Source organism: Anabaena sp. CCY 9613, from assembly GCF_963920895.1.
Classification (GTDB): Bacteria; Cyanobacteriota; Cyanobacteriia; order Cyanobacteriales; family Nostocaceae; genus Cyanocohniella.
Genome location: NZ_CAWUDE010000007.1, coordinates 39,744 through 57,976, shown reverse-complemented (window position 1 = coordinate 57,976; position 18,233 = coordinate 39,744). Strand labels below are relative to the sequence as shown.

The 18,233-nt window shown below is 40.6% G+C and carries 21 protein-coding genes and 1 tRNA gene; 11 read left to right on the top strand and 11 right to left on the bottom strand.

Translation table 11 applies throughout. From position 1 onward, the window contains the following. Window positions 1-19: 19 nt before the first annotated feature. Window positions 20-1,618 carry an iron uptake porin gene (locus ACM0OT_RS10340; protein WP_414564280.1) on the bottom strand — a complete coding sequence of 533 codons (1,599 nt, stop codon included), beginning with the start codon at window positions 1,616-1,618 and terminating at the stop codon, window positions 20-22. Between the two features lie 148 nt (window positions 1,619-1,766). On the opposite strand from ACM0OT_RS10340, the gene ACM0OT_RS10335 reads away from it, so the two are divergent. Next, on the top strand, window positions 1,767-2,798 hold the full coding sequence (locus tag ACM0OT_RS10335; protein ID WP_414564279.1) for a metal ABC transporter substrate-binding protein: 1,032 nt from the start codon (window positions 1,767-1,769) through the stop codon (window positions 2,796-2,798). Between the two features lie 299 nt (window positions 2,799-3,097). Continuing rightward, window positions 3,098-3,868 carry a metal ABC transporter ATP-binding protein gene (locus tag ACM0OT_RS10330; RefSeq protein WP_414564278.1) on the top strand — a complete coding sequence of 257 codons (771 nt, stop codon included), beginning with the start codon at window positions 3,098-3,100 and terminating at the stop codon, window positions 3,866-3,868. Window positions 3,869-3,943: 75 nt separating this feature from the next. On the opposite strand, the gene ACM0OT_RS10325 is transcribed toward ACM0OT_RS10330, so the two are convergent. Then, window positions 3,944-4,207, bottom strand: a complete 264-nt coding sequence (locus ACM0OT_RS10325; protein WP_414564415.1) for an ArsR/SmtB family transcription factor — start codon at window positions 4,205-4,207, stop codon at window positions 3,944-3,946. Window positions 4,208-4,438: 231 nt separating this feature from the next. Between ACM0OT_RS10325 and ACM0OT_RS10320 the strand changes: the two genes are divergently transcribed. Both ACM0OT_RS10320 and ACM0OT_RS10315 read left to right on the top strand, forming a co-directional pair. After that, window positions 4,439-5,308, top strand: a complete 870-nt coding sequence (locus ACM0OT_RS10320; protein WP_414564277.1) for a metal ABC transporter permease — start codon at window positions 4,439-4,441, stop codon at window positions 5,306-5,308. Between the two features lie 79 nt (window positions 5,309-5,387). Continuing rightward, window positions 5,388-5,460: transfer RNA gene (locus tag ACM0OT_RS10315), tRNA-Phe, on the top strand. A 218-nt stretch (window positions 5,461-5,678) separates the two neighbouring features. Here the strand turns inward: ACM0OT_RS10315 and ACM0OT_RS10310 are convergent. Beyond that, entirely contained in the window at window positions 5,679-5,909 is a 231-nt protein-coding gene (locus tag ACM0OT_RS10310; protein WP_414564276.1) for a type II toxin-antitoxin system HicB family antitoxin, read from the bottom strand. Beyond that, window positions 5,906-6,142, bottom strand: coding sequence for a type II toxin-antitoxin system HicA family toxin (locus ACM0OT_RS10305; protein WP_414564275.1), 237 nt, complete (start codon window positions 6,140-6,142; stop codon window positions 5,906-5,908). The genes ACM0OT_RS10310 and ACM0OT_RS10305 overlap by 4 nt, the downstream gene beginning before the upstream one ends. A gap of 226 nt (window positions 6,143-6,368) precedes the next feature. Between ACM0OT_RS10305 and ACM0OT_RS10300 the strand changes: the two genes are divergently transcribed. Then, on the top strand, window positions 6,369-8,330 hold the full coding sequence (locus tag ACM0OT_RS10300; protein ID WP_414564274.1) for a pentapeptide repeat-containing protein: 1,962 nt from the start codon (window positions 6,369-6,371) through the stop codon (window positions 8,328-8,330). 74 nt (window positions 8,331-8,404) lie between these two features. Here ACM0OT_RS10300 and ACM0OT_RS10295 read toward each other — a convergent pair whose 3' ends face one another. From ACM0OT_RS10295 to ndhC, 3 genes are read right to left on the bottom strand one after another with little or no spacing between them, the layout of a single operon-like run. Then, window positions 8,405-8,932, bottom strand: coding sequence for an NAD(P)H-quinone oxidoreductase subunit J (locus ACM0OT_RS10295; protein ID WP_414564273.1), 528 nt, complete (start codon window positions 8,930-8,932; stop codon window positions 8,405-8,407). Continuing rightward, a complete protein-coding gene (gene ndhK / locus ACM0OT_RS10290; RefSeq protein WP_414564272.1) occupies window positions 8,925-9,662 on the bottom strand; it encodes a photosynthetic/respiratory NAD(P)H-quinone oxidoreductase subunit K in 738 nt (245 codons plus the stop codon). The genes ACM0OT_RS10295 and ndhK overlap by 8 nt, the downstream gene beginning before the upstream one ends. After that, complete coding sequence (ndhC, locus tag ACM0OT_RS10285) at window positions 9,653-10,015, bottom strand: photosynthetic/respiratory NAD(P)H-quinone oxidoreductase subunit C (protein ID WP_414545259.1); 363 nt, start codon at window positions 10,013-10,015, stop codon at window positions 9,653-9,655. Before ndhC ends, ndhK begins: the two co-directional genes overlap by 10 nt. A 195-nt stretch (window positions 10,016-10,210) precedes the next feature. Between ndhC and ACM0OT_RS10280 the strand changes: the two genes are divergently transcribed. From ACM0OT_RS10280 to ACM0OT_RS10255, 6 genes are all read left to right on the top strand, one after another. Beyond that, the gene (locus ACM0OT_RS10280; protein ID WP_414564271.1) at window positions 10,211-10,558 is read left to right on the top strand and encodes a rubredoxin; all 348 of its coding nucleotides are present in this window, start codon (window positions 10,211-10,213) and stop codon (window positions 10,556-10,558) included. A 111-nt stretch (window positions 10,559-10,669) separates the two neighbouring features. Continuing rightward, window positions 10,670-11,689 carry a photosynthesis system II assembly factor Ycf48 gene (locus ACM0OT_RS10275; RefSeq protein ID WP_414564414.1) on the top strand — a complete coding sequence of 340 codons (1,020 nt, stop codon included), beginning with the start codon at window positions 10,670-10,672 and terminating at the stop codon, window positions 11,687-11,689. Window positions 11,690-11,809: 120 nt separating this feature from the next. After that, a complete protein-coding gene (gene psbE / locus ACM0OT_RS10270; protein WP_414545262.1) occupies window positions 11,810-12,058 on the top strand; it encodes a cytochrome b559 subunit alpha in 249 nt (82 codons plus the stop codon). 9 nt (window positions 12,059-12,067) lie between these two features. Beyond that, window positions 12,068-12,205, top strand: a complete 138-nt coding sequence (gene psbF, locus ACM0OT_RS10265) for a cytochrome b559 subunit beta (protein WP_414564270.1) — start codon at window positions 12,068-12,070, stop codon at window positions 12,203-12,205. Window positions 12,206-12,214: 9 nt separating this feature from the next. Next, window positions 12,215-12,334, top strand: coding sequence for a photosystem II reaction center protein L (locus tag ACM0OT_RS10260; RefSeq protein WP_010997988.1), 120 nt, complete (start codon window positions 12,215-12,217; stop codon window positions 12,332-12,334). 72 nt (window positions 12,335-12,406) lie between these two features. Continuing rightward, entirely contained in the window at window positions 12,407-12,529 is a 123-nt protein-coding gene (locus ACM0OT_RS10255; RefSeq protein ID WP_414545263.1) for a photosystem II reaction center protein J, read from the top strand. A gap of 150 nt (window positions 12,530-12,679) precedes the next feature. Here ACM0OT_RS10255 and psaI read toward each other — a convergent pair whose 3' ends face one another. The 4 genes from psaI to ACM0OT_RS10235 form a co-directional block, all read right to left on the bottom strand. Continuing rightward, window positions 12,680-12,790 (bottom strand): photosystem I reaction center subunit VIII, encoded by a 111-nt coding sequence (psaI, locus tag ACM0OT_RS10250; protein ID WP_414564269.1) that lies wholly within the window; start codon window positions 12,788-12,790, stop codon window positions 12,680-12,682. A 110-nt stretch (window positions 12,791-12,900) separates the two neighbouring features. Further along, window positions 12,901-15,786 carry a hypothetical protein gene (locus ACM0OT_RS10245; protein ID WP_414564268.1) on the bottom strand — a complete coding sequence of 962 codons (2,886 nt, stop codon included), beginning with the start codon at window positions 15,784-15,786 and terminating at the stop codon, window positions 12,901-12,903. 151 nt (window positions 15,787-15,937) lie between these two features. Then, a complete protein-coding gene (locus tag ACM0OT_RS10240) occupies window positions 15,938-16,585 on the bottom strand; it encodes a flagellar motor protein (protein WP_414564267.1) in 648 nt (215 codons plus the stop codon). Between the two features lie 14 nt (window positions 16,586-16,599). After that, window positions 16,600-18,162, bottom strand: coding sequence for a hypothetical protein (locus tag ACM0OT_RS10235; RefSeq protein ID WP_414564266.1), 1,563 nt, complete (start codon window positions 18,160-18,162; stop codon window positions 16,600-16,602). Between the last annotated feature and the right edge of the window lie 71 nt (window positions 18,163-18,233).

Sequence of the window (18,233 nt, the reverse complement as noted above, 5' to 3'; positions counted from 1 at the left end):
TTTTCTGTATTTATGGAAATTAGAAACTAAATGTAGTTCTTAACGCACCAATCACAACATCACTATTGTCGTTGTTATGGTCTGGAGATGTCAGCCAGATAACACCAGGGGTAATGGTGATATTGTCACTTACCTTGTACTGGTAAAATGCCTCAAGATGATAAGAAGTACCGCTATCTCTTGCCACTTCTGGAATGTTAGAACTGGTAACTCTAGGTTCTATACCAGCGATAATCCCCGCCAAGTTTCCTTGTTTACCCAAGTCAGGAAAGCCCAAGGTAACTGCATAGTTCCAAATGTCAGCCTCTCCACGATCGCCTGTTAAGGTACGGCTATTGGTGTATCCCGCCCAACCACCTAAGACTATTCTTTCACTGATACCAACAGATGCTTGAACACCATAGGAATTGCTGGAAAAAGCTAAATCTTCGTCCACAATACTTTGGAATGTGGCGGCATTACTACCCGTGAGTAAGGGCTGTTTGTAAGAATTAATGTAAGTTAAACCCAAAGCAATGCGATCGCTTGGTCTGACTGTTAATTGGGCCAGCGCACCGTAAGCACCATCGAACAAACCATTTTTAGGTGATGGATCATTCGCTGCACCACTTAAATATCCTAAGCTGAGTGCTAATTTATCACCGAACTGCTGGGTTATCCCTAAACCGGCTCCATCCATTTGGCTATAAATGGGGTTGCGTGTACCAAAGGTAGATAAAGCCCCAAAACTGCCATCTCCGTCAAAAATATTGATAGTATCGGTGATGTCATCTGCTGCACCTGCATTGGCGATGGCAATTACTTCTGTCCTTTCACCCAAAGGAAAACTGTAAAACAATGCATCTATTTCGGCATTGGTATTACCATCTTCACCGGCAAAAAATAAGTTACCTTCTGGTGTGCCAATGTTGGGGCTGAGAATATTATTAGCTTGGATTCTCGTAAATAAGGTATCTCTCCCAGTAAAACTGGTGACAAATTCCACGCGTGCCCGTACGCCCAGAGTTGTATTCTTGTCTGTAATATCTTCCTCGTTGACTCTATTACCACCCAAGACATCACTAATAACCGCCACAACTTCCCCTTGCAGTTTAGTAGTGGTGGAAAACTGATTCGCTTCTAATTCGGCGGTGCGTAATTCCAGTCCATCCAAACGACCACGTAAAGTCAGCAGTTCTGCGGCAAATTCTTCTTGTAGTCTTTGCAGTTGCACTAAATCTTGTTGTCCTACCACATCACTAGTAGCGGTAGCAATTAATTCATTCACCCGATCAAGACAAGCATTCAAACCAGCAGCAAATTCATATCGAGTCAGCGCCCGATTACCTCGATAAGTTTGATTAGGATAACCTGCTATGCAACCGTAACGTTCTACCAACGATTGCAATGCTTGGAAAGCCCAATCTGTAGGTTGCACATCCGATAACTGAGAAACGGAGGTAACTTGTGCCTGAGTTTCAGTAATATACTCATTTTTTGTCTCTAAGTTAGCTATATTTAGAGACTCAGTGATTTCTGATTTTGTGGGTATTTCCCCTGCATATACACCAGTGCAAAAAAAAAGCACAGTACTGCAAAATACTGGACTAACTAGTAGATATTTACAGAATTCTCGCATTTTTTTCCTCACACTTAATTATTCTACAAACTTTTTTTACTATACTATATTGTGTATTGTGTGAGAATGAGACTTATTCTACAATAGAAAACTAAACTCATTCTCAATCAAAAATTAAAACAATATTGAATTTATAGGAGAAAACATTGTGATTTGGAATCCATTAGGATGTAGAACAGGCAGACAACGCAGAGGTATTCTGCCCTTCATGGCTCTACTTATATTGTCAGTAACCGTTGGCTGTAACCAATCAAACTCAAATTTGGGCGAAACTACTGAACAAACACCCCAGGCACAAGAAGCCGCTGCGACACCAGCAAATCAAGAAAAAATAAAAGTTGTAGCCACAATTTTACCCACTTATTTGTTTACCAAGGCGGTAGCTGGAGATGCAGCAGATGTATCAATTCTGGTACCACCGACTACAGATGTGCATGATTACCAAGCTACACCGGATAATGTTAAGGCGATCGCTTCAGCCAATATTTTGGTAAAAAATGGTTTGGGACTAGAGGAATTTCTGGATAGTACTATCAAAAATGCCGAAAATCCTAATTTGACAAGAATTGATGCCAGTCAAGGTATTCAAACATTAGACGAAATTTCACCTGTGGATCAAACCGTGACAGATACCGACGGACACAGCCACGGTCACAGTCATGATCATGCTGATGGTAATCCCCACGTTTGGTTAGACCCAGTATTGGTAAAACAGCAAGTAACCAATATTCGGGATGGATTAATTGCTGCTGATCCTGCTAATAAAGCTACTTATGAAACCAATGCTGCGGCTTACATTCAGGACTTAGATAAGTTAGATCAAGAATTTCAGCAAACCTTGCAAAAAACTCCTAACTGCACCTTTATTACTTTTCATGATGCCTTTCCATATTTAGCTCAACGCTACAACTTGAAACAAGTAGCTGTAGTGCAAATTCCTGAAGACCAACTTTCACCAGCCGATGTGCAAAAAACTGTGAAAGCTGTACAAAAATATGACGCTAAAGCTTTGTTTAGTGAACCAGGAGTAGATAATAAACTATTAACCAGTCTGGCTCAAGATTTGAATGTAACTGTGCGTACCTTAGATCCTTTAGAAACTAGTGGTGATAGAGAACCTCAATATTACTTCCAGACTATGAGAAATAACTTGCAAACTTTGGCAGATGGGTGTAATTAAACCTCATCTATTATCAAAAGTGGAGTTTTTGTCATGGCGATGCCAGGAAGCAATCTCATAATCTTGACTACAAACTACAGTTTTCAAAGTAGATAAGATTTAGTACCACAAGGTGAAAGTCAAAAAGCTTTTATTTTTGGCTTTTGCATTTTTGGAAAATTTTACCTATTTACGCCCTGGAATAGTAATATTAAAAATCCCGGATTAATAGCCGAAAACGAAAAGAATATAAGCCCCTAAAGATATTTAGGGGTATCATGAATTTTGAATTTTGAATTTTGATTCCGGAGCGAAGCAACGTGGCATCTCCAATTTTAAAAGTAGAAAGATTAACTGTATATCAAGGAAATTATTTAGCTGTTCGAGATGTTTCCTTTGAGTTATTGCCAGGAACAGATACAGCTATAGTCGGCCCCAATGGTGCAGGTAAAAGTACTTTAGTAAAAGCAATTTTAGACTTGATTCCCCACAGTAATGGCAAGGTAGAAATTTTTGGTTGCCCAATTACAAGACTAGGCAATTTACGTCACCAATTGGGATATATGCCACAAAATTTCATTTTTGACCGCAGCTTTCCCATTTCTGTAGGTGAATTAGTGGGGCTAGGATGGGCAAAGGAAAGTAAAAGAAAAAACGAGTTTTTTTCTAGGTTGTGGAGAAAAGATCAAGAAAAGTCAGCAGCCATAGTAGAAGCCTTACGACGTACAGATGCTTATCATCTGCGAAATCAAGCAATTGGTACTCTTAGCGGTGGTCAACTCAAACGCGTCTTATTAGCTTACTGTTTAGTAGCGCCGCGGAAACTTTTATTGCTAGATGAAGCTTTTGCAGGTATTGATGTCCAAGGCGCAACAGATTTTTATGCTTTACTCAATGAATTAAAAAGAGAGGAAGGTTGGACAGTATTACAGGTTTCTCACGATATTGATATGGTAAGCCATCATTGCGATCGCGTTCTTTGCTTGAATCAAACTGTTGTTTGTACTGGTAAGCCAGAAATTGCCCTATCACCCCAGAACCTTTTAGCTACCTATGGGCCAGGGTTTAGTCCCTACAAGCATCACCATTAATAACAACTTGTGAATTTTGAGAAAATTTTTATATTGAAAAGTAAAAACCAACTATTTACTACTTAATTTTTTAATTTATTCAGGTTCATCCAGGTGTTCAGCAACAGCTTGATAAAGATGAAAAATATGATTATCGTGCAAGTGATAAAATACATTCCGTCCTTGCTTACGATAGCCAACTAAACGCATTGCTCTTAAGTTGCGTAGCTGATGAGAAACAGCCGATTCACTCATATTCAATAAAGCAGCTAAATCACTAACACATAGTTCTTTATTAGCCAAAAAAGAGAGAATTCGCAATCGATTAGCATCTCCTAAAAAGCTAAAAAAATCTGCCATGCGTTGAGCTTTTTCACTGCTGAGAACTTCATCTGCTAAGTGTTGCACAATATCGCTATCTATAGTTGTTTATATTAAATTATACTGAATTATTACACGCTTGATAATCAAGTTTAATGACATTTAAAGAACCAAATTTTTGATGAGTATTTTTCTGAATTTACCTGTTAAGGATGACTAAAAAAATATATATTTTAACTACTTAGGTTCATTTATATATAGATTACGCTAATGTATTTATCCTTTAATTGCCCAATAAACTGGCTGGCAATTACCACTAGTCTGGACTTATTGAACTTGTTACAATTTCCCTTCATGCAGCGGGCGATCGCAGGTGCTGTGTTGATGGGTATACTAGGAGGCTTACTAGGTAGCTTCGCCACATTACGCCAGCTATCTTTTTTCAGCCATGCTGTGGGTCATGCAGCACTAGTAGGTGTGGTATTGGGTGTCCTGCTACAGTTAAATCCCACTTGGATGCTATTGCCGTTTACCCTAGTCTTTGGCGTTGTTGTCCTCTATTTCATCGACAAAACAGATTTAGCCAGTGATAGCGTTCTTAGTATAGTGCTATCAGGCGCATTAGCTATCGGTGTGATCCTCTCTAGCTTGGTTCCAGGTTATCGTGGCAACTTAATGAGAGTCCTATTTGGCGATATTCTGGCCATTGACACCACAGATTTAATTTTGACGCTACTTTTGTTGATAGGCAGTAGCATATTTTTACTTTCAACTCTACGACAGCAAATTTTGTTGACCCTAAACCCCGATGTGGCGCAGGTACAAGGTGTTCCAGTTCAATTATATCGTTATGGGTTTGTAATTCTACTGTCGTTGGCCGTTGCCGTGGCCATCACAGCAGTAGGCATTTTATTAGTAAATGCCTTTTTAGTGATTCCGGCCTCCACCGCCAAACTTATGAGTCACCACTTTAGCCGCTTTCTGCTCATATCCGTGGTAATTGGTGCTACCACAAGCGTTGCTGGTATCATCGTTTCGGGTCTTTTCAACCTAGCATCAGGCCCTAGTATTGTGCTTGTCCAGTTTTTATTCTTTGTCACCATTTTTCTTGGGGTCAAGTTGAGGTTCAAAGCCGGATAAAATCTTTTTTTCTTCAACCCCTTGCAAAATCCCTTTGTGTTTGCTACATTTATTAATCGTGGCTCAAAAACAAGCCCCAGCCGGGATAGCTCAGTTGGTAGAGCAGAGGACTGAAAATCCTCGTGTCACGAGTTCAAGTCTCGTTCCTGGCATATCATTAAACCTCTTAAAACATTGAGTTTCAAGGGGTTTTTACTTTAATAGGTAATAGTTTTAGGGTTAAGCAGGAAAAATCCTAGTACAGCACGGCGTAAATAGGCATACCATTTGAAATCGTCAAACAGCCTGTTTGATAAGCTTTTTGACTTTTGACTTTTGACTTTTGACTTTTGACTTTTGACTTTTGACTTTTGACTTCCGCGCAGCGGTACTAGGCTACTTCTAACGGCTTATCGGGTAAAGCAATAGGTTCTGGCAAAGCTTTACCTTGCTCCTGATACCATTCAATCAGTGATTCTATAACTTCTTGCCCATGTTTTGCGGCTTCTTCGTAGGTTACACCGTGAGTATGATAGTGCTGCCAAGGAAATTCCGGAAGGTGAACCAAATAGCAGCTATCTTCATCTGACCATTGAATGACCATACTGTAGCGATAATTCATGCTTCTTCTGTGTCAATTTCCTGAGATTTTTGTATTTCCTTTAACTTATCCAAAACTCGATTCACCTGTTTTTCTAGATATTTGGGTGCATCATCTCCATCTTTACCTGCAATAGTAACAGGTTCATCAGGTACGAGTGGATGAGTCCAGAATGTATGACTACCTTTTGCCGGACGGTAGTTAAAACCTGCTTTCTGCAATATTGCTTTTAACTCTCTAACTTTCTTGGGCATCTGCCCTCACAATAAAGTCTTGGTTTTTGAGTAATGATTTCATTAACTTTGTTTCTCTAGAATAATTATGGCAAAAATTGCCATTTTATTGAGATAAGCGATTTTTTCAAACAGTCGGGGATATGAGGTGCTTATCTGGTTAATTTCAGCAAATTTTCACAAAATCGGGAATGTTTAACAGCAAAGTTGTATAAAATCTCAGTAATAACCTCATACTGACGGGATGATGCCGCCAGACTACGCAGGAAAAAATCTCCGAGGGCGCTCTTTTAAAGGTCAAAACCTGACTGGAGCTAACTTTAGCAAGGCGGATATTCGAGGAGCAAACTTTACCAACGCGATTCTTAAAGGTGCTGATTTTACAGGTGCTAAAGCTGGTCTACAAAAGCGTTGGACTATTGGGTTGCTTATAGTCTCATGGCTGTTGTCGGCACTATCAGGATTTTTATCGCTGATTATTAGTGCATTTGTAGCATTCATATTTAGCCCTACAACTACTGAAGATTTGAGTCATACTCAACAGATCATTATTGGGATAGTCTCCCTAATTGTGCTACTGGTTTTTTGTATTATTACCCTTCGTAAGGGTTTAACAGCAGGTTTAGGAGCCGGAGCCGTAGCCGTAGCCGTAGCCGGAGCCTTCGCCGGAGCCTTCGCCGGAGCCTTCGCCGGAGCCTTCGCCGGAGCCGGAGCCGGAGCCGTAGCCGTAGCCGTAGCTTTTACATTCTTTAGTGCTTACATTGGCTGGCGTAGTTTAAGAGGAGATGAAAAAGACGCTTGGGTTCGCTCATTTGCTGTCGCCTTCGCTGCAACAGGAGGAACTAGCTTTCGTGGTGCTGATTTAACTGATGTTGACTTTACCGGTGCAATTCTCAAAAATACAGATTTCCGAAAAGCCAAACTCACCCGCACTCGTTTCTATGAAGCTAAAAAACTTCACTTTGCTAGAGTGGGAGATTCAATATTAGCTAAACGAAATATTCTCAATTTACTCGTAACCTGCAATGGTAGAAAAAAATCATATTTTAACGCTAATCTTAAAGGCGCTAACCTCATAGGTGCAGACTTAAAAGAAGCTAATCTCAAACACGCTGACTTAAGTGAAGCCATCTTTCAAAGAGCTTGTTTAGAGTGGGCAAATTTAACTCTAGCTCAAGCTGTGAGTACTAACTTCACTAGCGCCAAAATGACAGGTGCTTGTATAGAAGCCTGGAATATTGAAAGTTCAACTCAGTTAAATAATGTTGATTGTCGCTTTGTCTATCTTCTAGAAAATCCCAAACCTGGAACAGATGACCGCGAACGTCGTCCCAGTAGTGGCGACTTTCAACCAGGAGAATTTACCAAGCTGTTTGAAGAGGTTTTAAATACTGTTGATTTAATTTTCCGTAATGGCATTGATTGGAAGGCTTTTGTGAATGCTTTTGATAATGTGCAACAACAAAATCAAGATACAGAATTAGCACTACAAAGTATTGAAAATAAAGGTGATGGAGTAATTGTTGTTAAAGTTGGTGTATCTGAAGGTGCTGATAAAGAAAAGATTCATAGTGATTTTACACAAAGTTATCAATTAGCTTTGCAAGCTGTAGAAGAAAAATATAAAGCACAATTAAATATGCAAAAAGAGGAGATAGATTTTCTACGCCAACAAAGTGCAAAAATTCCAGATATGATTATTTCGTTAGCGAATAAACCTATTAATGTTCAAATTGATAATAAATTAGAGAATAAAAATATGACTAACAGTAATGATTCCAGCCGTAATATTAACATTGGCAATATTGGCGGTGATTTTAATGCTAGTGGGCAAGCTTTAAATTTAGGTGATATTAGTGGTACGGTGACAAATACTATTAATGAGTTACCAAGTTCAACTGAACCTGATAAGCCAGGAGTTAAAGAATTATTAGCACAATTACAAACAGCCATTGAAGCTGAGGAAAATTTACCGCCAGAAGATAAAGCTGAGGCGTTAGAACAAGTAAAAGCTTTGGCAGAAGCGGGGAAAAATCCCCAAGAGGGAGCGATGCAAAAGGCGGCGAAAACAGCAATAAAAATTTTGAAGGGTACTGTTGCTAGTTTCCCTGATGCAACTAAGTTGGTTGAGGAATGTGGTAAGTTGTTGCCGTTGATTTCTCAGCTTTTGGGTTCAGTAGGTTTATTGATTTATTTGTCAGTCCCTTAAAAAAACATTGCCCCCCTCCGCCGCCGGAGAGGGGTTAAAAAAGCTCACTGCTGAAACTCAGCACTTAGCATTGCCTAATAAGCATCTTGCAACTCGTAGAAATCAGGTGAAATGTAATCCTTCCGCAAGGGCCAACCCACCCAATCTTCCGGCATTAAAATTCGCTTCAGATTCGGATGTCCCTCATAGACAATGCCGAACATATCGTAAGTTTCTCGCTCTTGCCAGTCTGCGGTTTTCCAGATCCAGTAAACTGAAGGCACGCTGGGATTTTCCCTAGGTAAAAACACCTTCACCCGCACTTCTTCAGGTCTATCGGCATTATCGCCAACTTTAATCAAGTGATAGACACTGACCAAATCTTCTCCTGGGCCCAGATCAATACCAGATTGAAACTGAAGATAATTAAACCCGTAAGCATACAGAGCCGTAGCTATAGGAAGTAAGAAATCTGACTCCACCTTAATTATCTCTACCCCGTTCTTGTCGGGTTCCAAAGACTCATGCTCAAAGCCATTTTCCGTCAACCACTGGGAAATTTGTCCAGCTTTAACCAAGGAATCTTCGGCTGTTGGTACTGGTTTGGAATCTTCTTCAGCCACGGTTTTGTTCCTCCTTTTGTGTCTTTGCTGTCAGCAACGCAGGTGGTACTGGTAGACCAATTGCTTCTGTTAATTCCTTTGGTGGTGTGTAACGAGTTTCTGACTGCAAATACTTACCAGTTAAAATTTGCTCCGTGGGTTTCAGGTTGTGAGTTGTGCTGTAAAAACGGTGAACTTGCTTAATTTGATCCCGTTCTTGCATTGAGTCATTAGCGATCTTTTTCCGCAGCTTAATAATTGCGTCGATAATCGCTTCTGGCCGGGGAGGGCAACCAGGCAAATAAACATCCACAGGAATTAGCTTATCAACTCCACGCACAGCCGTGGGTGAATCCACACTGAACATCCCGCCAGTAATTGTACAAGCTCCCATAGCGATGACATACTTTGGTTCGGGCATTTGTTCATAAAGACGCACTAATTGGGGTGCCATCTTCATAGTAATTGTCCCTGCCGTAATAATTAAATCGGCTTGGCGGGGGCTAGAACGAGGAATTAGCCCGAAACGGTCAAAGTCAAATCGGGAGCCAATTAAAGCTGCAAATTCAATGAAGCAGCAAGCTGTACCAAACAGCAAAGGCCACAAACTCGAAAGCCGTGCCCAGTTATAGAGGTCATCAACCGTAGTCAGAATCACGTTTTCAGAAAGATCCTGAGTAACTGTGGGACGTTCAATGGGGTTGATGATTTGCTCTTTGTCTTGGGTTGTTAAATTTGGATTCAAGACCATTCCAAAGCTCCTTTACGCCATGCGTAAACTAGGGCGACTACAAGAATTGCAATAAAAACTAGGGCTTCAATGAAAGCCAATAGCCCCAGACGGTGGAAAGCAACCGCCCAAGGATACAAGAAAACAGTCTCCACATCAAAGACGACGAAGACTAGCGCAAACATGTAGTAGCGAATATTGAACTGAATCCAGGCTCCCCCAATTGGTTCCATACCAGATTCGTATGTGGTGCGCCGCTCTAGGCTGTTACCACTGGGTCGTAGGAGCTTGGATGCTGAAAGTGCCAAGGCAGGCACAAGGCTGCAAATGATGAAGAAGCCTAGAAGGTACTCGTAACCGCTGAGGACAAACACAATGAATATCTACCGCTTATGGTGTAAATAAGGCTGTTACTTTCTTTTACATTATATCTTTTTGACTTTTCTGAAATCTGGGAAACAGACTCTCTTCAGGTATTTGATTCGCTTTGGGTAATGATGGAAAAGTCTAACAGGTATGTCATAATTTTTAACGTATATTTAATAATTCCTCTCTGCGAGGCCTGAGCAATGAGTGAACAAGCTAGCGAACAAGCTGTTGAAAATCCAGCATTAGACCGCTACGAGTGTCGCGCCTGCGGTTATGTTTATGAACCAGAAAAGGGCGATGATAGCCATAACATTGACCCAAATACACCTTTTGCAGAACTTCCCATAACTTGGCGCTGTCCAGTGTGTACTGCGAAAAAGACCGCTTTTGCCAATATCGGACCTGCGGGGACAGCATCCGGTTTTAAGGAAAATCTTGGTTATGGTTTGGGTGTCAATCAATTGACACCAGGGCAAAAGAACATTCTGATTTTTGGGGCTTTGGCTCTCGGTTTCTTGTTTTTTATCAGTCTCTACGGCTTACAATAAGACCCGTTATCTTTTTTACCCAGTTGGGAGGGCGACCATTGCCCTTAAGGTTAAAAATCTAGAAAACAACTACACAAATTTAGAAACAAGTAAGAAATACTGATGCATCCAATGGGTATTGTGAGAAATTGGCAAAGAATATTTGCCTTGTTAATATTAGTCCTCATGTGTGTAGGTTGTAGCAAAGTCCCTTCCACCAGCTATAACCCTTGGGAAATTATTTCTGTGCCTACAGAAGCTAAGTTGCTGGATATTGCCTTTACTGATAACCCCCAGCATGGTTTTTTAGTAGGTGGCAATGCCACGCTTTTGGAAACAAATGATGGTGGTAATACTTGGCAACCACTCACACTGGCACTTGATGACCCCAAGTCTCGTTTTGACTCGGTAAGTTTTGCCGAGCAAGAAGGCTGGATTGTAGGAGAACCTTCTTTACTACTACATACCACTGACGAAGGTCGTTCTTGGTCACGTATTCCCCTCAGTGAAAAATTACCTGGTAGTCCCATCGCTATCTATGCACTAGGAGAAAACACAGCTGAAATGGCTACCGATGTAGGAGCAATTTATAAAACTACAGATGGTGGCAAAAATTGGAAAGCCCAGGTTGAAGCAGCTGTTGGTGTAGTGCGTAATATGGAGCGCTCGGTTGATGGTAAATACGTAGCTGTGTCCGCCAAAGGTAGCTTCTATTCGACTTGGGAACCTGGTCAAAGTGCTTGGCAACCCCACAACCGCAATAGTTCTCGACGCCTAGAAAATATGGGTTTTACAGAGAATGGTCAATTGTGGTTACTAGCAAGGGGGGGGCAAGTGCAATTTAACGACCCAGCTAATCCTGAAGAATGGCAAGAGGCGCAAAGTCCTGAGTTGGCAACAAGTTGGGGTTTACTAGATTTGGCATATCGCACTCCCAATGAAATTTGGATCGGTGGCGGTAGCGGTAATTTGCTGCGGAGTCCTGATGGTGGTCAGACCTGGGAAAAAGACCGCGATGTGGAACAGGTAGCTGCTAATTTGTACAAAGTTGTCTTTTTTGGAACAGATCAGGGATTCGTTATAGGCGATCGCGGTATTTTACTTAAATACCAACCAAATATCGCTAAAGCTGACCCCATAGGAGCCGCTTAGGGACACCACACGCTTAAGTATTCGCCCTGATTTCTGAGAAGAACGTTGCAACTTGTAACTGTTTTTAAACTTTGTAGGATAATAGACTCAATAACAGTCTTCATGAAGGTAGGAATCTAAATGTCAGGTACCACTGGAGAACGTCCATTTTCGGACATTATTACCAGCGTTCGTTACTGGGTAATTCACAGCATCACCATTCCCGCATTGTTTATTGCCGGCTGGCTGTTTGTCAGCACTGGACTGGCTTACGATGCTTTTGGCACACCCCGTCCTAACGAGTACTACACACAAACACGGCAAGAAGTGCCCATTGTCAAGGATCGTTTTGACGCTAAACAGCAAGTTGAACAATTTATCGGAAAGTAGTTTGGGATCATGACTAGCGGAAATAACGTCAATCAACCAGTTTCTTATCCAATTTTTACAGTTAGATGGCTCGCAGTTCATACCCTAGGCGTGCCCACTGTATTTTTCTTAGGCGCGATCGCCGCCATGCAGTTTATCCAACGCTAGGAGTCAATCATGGAAAGAACGCCAAATCCTAATAATCAACCGGTTGAACTTAACCGGACTTCGCTATATCTAGGACTTCTACTAGTTTTTGTACTAGGTATTCTGTTCTCCAGTTACTTCTTTAACTAAAAGAGAACAGTTTTTGTAAATCTTTGTTTATTTAGTTCCGTGTTGATTTTTTGTTAAGGGAGGAGAAAAGCTGTGTCAGCAGGAAGTGGGAGAATACCCCTGTGGGTCGTCGCTACGATCGCAGGTTTAGGTGTAATTACAGTTTTAGGCATTTTCTTTTACGGAGCCTACGCTGGCGTTGGTTCTTCAATGTAAAAATAACCTGATTCTGAATGCCATTTAGTATGGACTTTGTGGCAATTGTTTAAAAATCGGTATTAACAAACCGCCTGTCTCATCGAGATAGGCGGTTTGTCGTTAGAATTAGCTCTAAAATTGGTAACGAGCTACTTCACCCATGACTAATTAAGCAATATCATCGCGTTCAATGTATAACAACAAAAACGCCATTGTTACCGCCGGAAAAACTAGACTAGTCAGGGGAACAAGAATAGAGGGCAAAAATGAAGCTGCCATAGTTAAGTTTCCTATTGAATAATAGACAATCCTCGAAAACGAGCTTACTGCAAATCCTGCCTGATTTTTTAAATTCTCAAAATTTTTAACACAGCCAGTTTCATAGGAGTTTACATCCCCAGTAATTCATCTAGCCTTAAATTCGGCAAGTCTGGAGGAATCACAGTCCGCACAACCGTGACTTTGTGACTTTCCTGCTGGGTAACTTGATGGAAAGCGATCGCCTCTAGGCGAATTTCCAAACAGCCAAAGGGAATATTTAATTGAGTCATCACTTCCACATCTCCCGCAGGCTGAGGTAGCAAGTCTGTCAGCACATGAGGGCCATCCAGCAACCAGCGCGTTTGGCAATCTTCCACCCATAACTTAATAGCTACTTGCGGAGGCACAGCAGGCAATTCTATCCTCACTCTCACAGACTTACCAGCAACTAATTCCCCATCCGGTACATGCATCTGCGGAATCGGTAAAGGCTCAACTATTCCTCCTTCCAGCAATGGAGGGGATAAGTCTGAGTTGGCTTGCTCTTGCTGTTGAGAGGTACCACTGACTGTTAAATCTGCTGCCTCTATAGTATATGTATCATCTACCACAAATTCTTGTGCTAACCAAGCAGATGGTGTTGGCGGATGGACAGCCGATGCTAATTCGGGGACTGGAGGCGGTGATGCAGCGGTTTCTTCTAATAAATTATTTTCTGCATCCACATCTGCGAGTATTTCTGTTTCCGCTACTTCTGGTATTTCTGTCTCTTGTACTTCTGCTGCGATCGCATCTACTGTGCTTTCTGTTTCCTCCTCTAGATTTAATAATGAGTCAACATCTACAGGGGGAGAAGAAAGCGGCATTTGTTCATCAGGTATCCTTTGCTGATGAAGAACATCAATAATCGATTCCGGTAAAGAAGATGCTTGGCTATGCATCCACTTTCTAATCAGGGGGGAAGAATAAATATTACCTTCTGTGGTTAATGGCAAACTGGCTGGGCTAGTTACTTCTGACTCCAATTCATTGCTTAACTCTACACTGGCCGAGGCAGTTATTTCTGGCTCCGATGCATCTGGATATTCTGTATCATCAGGTACTAATTCCGGGGGAGATAATTTCAGTTGATTTTCATCCTCCAAGATAGGTGTATCAGTCTGTAGAGATTCCTCAACAGCCGCAGTATCTAGAGCATTGGCCGTGCTATTATCCTCTTCAACTTGTGTGTTAGATGCAGCTTTCACGCGTTTTAAGTAGGGAAAAGTACTGCTGAGCATCGTCACTCGATGATCTCTAATGACCAGCTGCGCTAAATTAATCGGAGCTAAGGGAGTTAAATTTTCATTTTTCTCTCTGGGTGCTGACTCTAGAGAGACAGATAAATTCACGTCATCAATCGCCAAACCTGTAGTGAGTGCAGTTTTGGCAGTGGATTGGTTCTCAGGTAGCTTTGGTAGTTGTGGCAAACGAGAATCTGCTGCTTTCTGGATCTCAGATACTGGCAATGAAGCTTCTGCTATTTCCCGTGGTTTAATTTGCGGTGGCTGTGAATGACTGAGGGCAGAAGTCTCAAGCAGCCCAGAAGCATCTTTTGGGGAAGTTTTGACCAAATTGAATAACCCTAAATCAATGCTCATAGTCCGTTCCGGCACTGTAGACTCATCTGCCGAATTGGGTGATGCGCTAGAGCTATCCAAGAAATTGAGATAACTACTTTTGGCTGCTGCTGTGATTGCCAATAATTCCGTCACATCTGCTGTAATTGTGAAAGACTTGCTAGCTAACAGAACTATTTCATCCACATCTGTAAGTGAGCCATACAAACGCATGTCTGCCAAAATCAGCTTGGATTCACAGTGAATGGGGATATTAATTACAGAACTGATATTAAAGGGCAGCGAGCTATTTGGTAAAGGCTGCCGCACCAAGGTTAAAATTTCTGACTCCAGAGGCGATCGCAGTTCAATTAGTAATTTTAGGGCATAGAGGTTTTCCGGGTATGGTGTTTCATCCTCACCATTTACCTGGTTTTGTAGCTCTACGTGCCCGTTAATAGTGAGTTTTTCTCCCCAGCGAGCAATGTAAATTTCTCGATCTAAGGTGAGCAATAATGGCGGCGGTGGTTGTACAACTGAACTATCTTCCAGTTCCTCATGTTCTAGTAAAGTTTCAACGGTGGGTAAAGCTAAATCCATTAAATTTTGTAAAATTTGCTCTGCCGTTTCGCCTTTCAACCAGACGGGACTAACTGGCTGGTCATTAACTGCACTTCCCTCTTCTATTTGAGTTGATAAATCGGTAGTAGCCGACTCACTTTCACTGTATACAGTCACCGGAGCTATCAATTCTTCATCAGCAATAGTGGCTGAGTTGATGTCGTTGTATACAGTCACCGGGGCTATTAATTCTTCATCAGCAATAGTAGCTGAGTTGCTGTCGTTGTATGCAGTCACCGGAGCTATCAATTCTTCATCAGCAATAGTAGCTGAGTTGCTGTCGTTGTATACAGTCACTGGGGATATCAATTCTTCATCAGCAATAGTAGCTGAGTTGCTGTCGTTGTATACAGTCACCGGGGCTATCAATTCGCCATCAACAATATGGAGTGAATTAGACTCTATACTTTCCGTCTTGCTCAAGCGCTCCCGTGTCTCGTATGCTTCCTGAGACAAGACTTGCAGGTTGATACTGTATTGCCACGATTGACCGAAAAGATCCGACATTAAATCCCCTGAGCATTGCAATTCCCAAATACCTGGCTTGAGGTGGGTAAAGGGAATTACCGCCATTAAACCTTCCGAGTTAGTGCGCCGCGATCGCTTTTGAATACGCCGTTTTGGGGGAATTTCTTGGGTTGAAGAGTGAGTAACCCGGATTTCTACATCCGTATTAGGCAGGTTAGAACGAGCCAAAACTCTATACCGACCTTCCAAAATTTCTAAGTTTGGCGATTCCAGGGTATGCCAAGAGCGATCGCCCTGCTTCTGTATTAGAAATTGCCAGTGTTCCATTGTGAGTGATGCCCGTACCAAAGAGCAGCAGAGTCAGATTGTGCGTTATCTTGCTTGCAAGTTTACCTCAGCAACTAACAATTGCATCACCCAATGTTACTATTTGCTTCCCAGTCCGGCAACATTACCATCTACTTTACAAAAACTTTAATTACTTTACTTCTTGCACTTTCCCTAACCGGGTAAAGCGAATTTCAATCCGTCGCCGTGTTTGATCTTCTTGACGCGCGATCGCCGCAAATTCTCCACTAGGTAATATTAACTGAGCAGCTGAATAAGCACGGAATGATAATCCCTGGAGTCTTTGTTCTTTTAGCTGGATATTACGCAGCACTTGTACTACTGCCAAAGCGCGCATCAATCCTAAATCAGCATTAGAACCAGCTTGTAATTTACCTACTGGCAATGCACCACGCGCCACATTTTCTAAATTTAAGTCTAAGTTACTGGCTACATTACCGTTGGGCTGACCGTCTGTATGTCCAATAATTTCTACAATATTAATATTATATTCTTGAGTCCTACCTTCTATTTCTGGCACTATTTGCCGAGCAATATAATTCAACATCGCAGGAGGAATTGTCGCGCTACCGGAAGCAAACCTATATGCACCTTCATCTTGGATCACAATAATTGGTGGTGTATCTGTTACCCCCACATTTTTATTAATAAACGATGTTACTATAGCCAATAATAAAAACAAAAGCAGTATCATGAAGGCATTAGACATTAAATCTGTAAAAGCCGTAGACACGTTTAATTCTTCATGATATTCATGATGTTGCCAACGCCTAACCATGTTTTTAATTAATATTAACTATGAGGTAAATTATCTATGATGTTGTCTTGTGGCTCAGATGACAAATTTTTGTCTTGCTGACGTAATCGATAAATTTCATGCTTAGTATCATTGAGATGCTGAATGCACATTTGTAAATTGGTATTAATATTTTGCAAATTTTCTTTATTTACTACTGTTTGCCGATTCATGCCTTCTAGTAAGAGATTACCTATATTTTTATACTTTGTCACCAAATTAGAATTACCATTTTCGATTAATTCTGTTAATTTTTCATGATTGCCATTAATGTAATTAGATAAATTACCAATGGTCGAATTAACTGCTGTGGAATAATTATTTATTATACCTAGTAACTCTTGTAAAGCTACATTTATTTCCTGTAAACTTTCAGTTTTATCGATAATATTATTTTCTAATTTATCCAGTTTTGTCACTGCCTTACGAAAACTGTTAGCACCTTGCTGGAGTTGAGGAATAATTTCACTTAAGGAATTTTGGTTAACTTGATGTAATTCTAGTATTTGCGAAGAAGTTTGATTTACAAGCTTCATTTCTGCTCCTAATTCATAAACTTCAGTCACAAATACTTCTAAAGATTGAGTTGTGTTAGCTAAATTTGTAGCAGATTGAGAAAAGTTATCTTGTAGCTCTTTTAAACTGGTGATAGAAGCCGATAATTTTTCAGGAAACTGACTATGAGCAAATATTTCAGCAGCTTCTTTAAAGATATATGATTTAGCATTCAGTTCGTTAATTGCCATTTCAAATTCATCAGCTGCGCTCGATATAGTACCAGCAGCTTCTGTAAATCTTTCATAAACTTGCCTAGCTAAATCTGTAACTTCTTTATTTCCTGAGGCTATTTGTTGTGCTACCTTACCCATAGATTTTTCTACCGCATCTCGCACAGTATCACCAAATCTAGTTAAAAACTTATCTTGTTGGGATACCATTTTATTAACTATTTTATCAAGACGAGTATCACCTTGTACTTGAGGTAAATAAATATTATCTAAATAATCTTCTAAAGCACTCAAAACATAATACTTGAGAGCGCTAGTATTAAATTGAAGATTAATTATTGTCAGCAATGCACTAAAAAAAAGTCCTGTCAAACTCGTCACAAATGCAATGCTCATTCCTTCTAAGGGCGTTTTTAATTGTTCGACTAAATTATTAATATCAAGAACATTAGTTTGATTAATTGTCTGACTCAGACTAGATAAATTAATAGTGATTCCCGCAAAAGTACCCAGTAAGCCAAAAGCCAAAAGTAAATTTGGCATGATACGGCAAAAATATTCGATTTGTTCCAGCGAAAATATTTTAATTTTTTCTTGGCTGTATACTTGGTCAATTAAAGCTGTTGTATTCACGTTATCTAAATGAATACTTGCTTTTTGAAATCTTCTTTCTAATGTTTCTACTATTTTTGGTTGCTGTCCTGGGGAATGATGATCAATTAATCTTTTTACTTGTTTGGCTAATGCTTGCAAATATTGATATGCAGCAATCCGCAACCCAATTGTAATTATAGAGGGAATAACAATGATGAGAATAGTGATAAAAATCAAGTACCCTGGTATTGGTGGCATGAAATTACCCAGATATGAAGTAGTAAGAGAGGATAATAAATTTTAGGTAA

What these genes read in the sequence shown, in the direction of transcription:
- ACM0OT_RS10305 (WP_414564275.1), bottom strand. Translation starts at nt 6,142, where the DNA reads ATGCCCAAGAAAGTTAGAGAGTTAAAAGCAATATTGCAGAAAGCAGGT.
- ACM0OT_RS10300 (WP_414564274.1), top strand. Translation starts at nt 6,369, where the DNA reads ATGCCGCCAGACTACGCAGGAAAAAATCTCCGAGGGCGCTCTTTTAAA.
- ACM0OT_RS10260 (WP_010997988.1), top strand. Translation starts at nt 12,215, where the DNA reads ATGGAAAGAACGCCAAATCCTAATAATCAACCGGTTGAACTTAACCGG.
- ACM0OT_RS10320 (WP_414564277.1), top strand. Translation starts at nt 4,439, where the DNA reads ATGTATTTATCCTTTAATTGCCCAATAAACTGGCTGGCAATTACCACT.
- ACM0OT_RS10310 (WP_414564276.1), bottom strand. Translation starts at nt 5,909, where the DNA reads ATGAATTATCGCTACAGTATGGTCATTCAATGGTCAGATGAAGATAGC.
- psbE (WP_414545262.1), top strand. Translation starts at nt 11,810, where the DNA reads ATGTCAGGTACCACTGGAGAACGTCCATTTTCGGACATTATTACCAGC.
- ACM0OT_RS10325 (WP_414564415.1), bottom strand. Translation starts at nt 4,207, where the DNA reads ATGGCAGATTTTTTTAGCTTTTTAGGAGATGCTAATCGATTGCGAATT.
- ACM0OT_RS10245 (WP_414564268.1), bottom strand. Translation starts at nt 15,786, where the DNA reads ATGGAACACTGGCAATTTCTAATACAGAAGCAGGGCGATCGCTCTTGG.
- psaI (WP_414564269.1), bottom strand. Translation starts at nt 12,790, where the DNA reads ATGGCAGCTTCATTTTTGCCCTCTATTCTTGTTCCCCTGACTAGTCTA.
- psbF (WP_414564270.1), top strand. Translation starts at nt 12,068, where the DNA reads ATGACTAGCGGAAATAACGTCAATCAACCAGTTTCTTATCCAATTTTT.
- ACM0OT_RS10275 (WP_414564414.1), top strand. Translation starts at nt 10,670, where the DNA reads ATGGGTATTGTGAGAAATTGGCAAAGAATATTTGCCTTGTTAATATTA.
- ACM0OT_RS10240 (WP_414564267.1), bottom strand. Translation starts at nt 16,585, where the DNA reads ATGGTTAGGCGTTGGCAACATCATGAATATCATGAAGAATTAAACGTG.
- ACM0OT_RS10340 (WP_414564280.1), bottom strand. Translation starts at nt 1,618, where the DNA reads ATGCGAGAATTCTGTAAATATCTACTAGTTAGTCCAGTATTTTGCAGT.
- ndhK (WP_414564272.1), bottom strand. Translation starts at nt 9,662, where the DNA reads ATGGTCTTGAATCCAAATTTAACAACCCAAGACAAAGAGCAAATCATC.
- ACM0OT_RS10280 (WP_414564271.1), top strand. Translation starts at nt 10,211, where the DNA reads ATGAGTGAACAAGCTAGCGAACAAGCTGTTGAAAATCCAGCATTAGAC.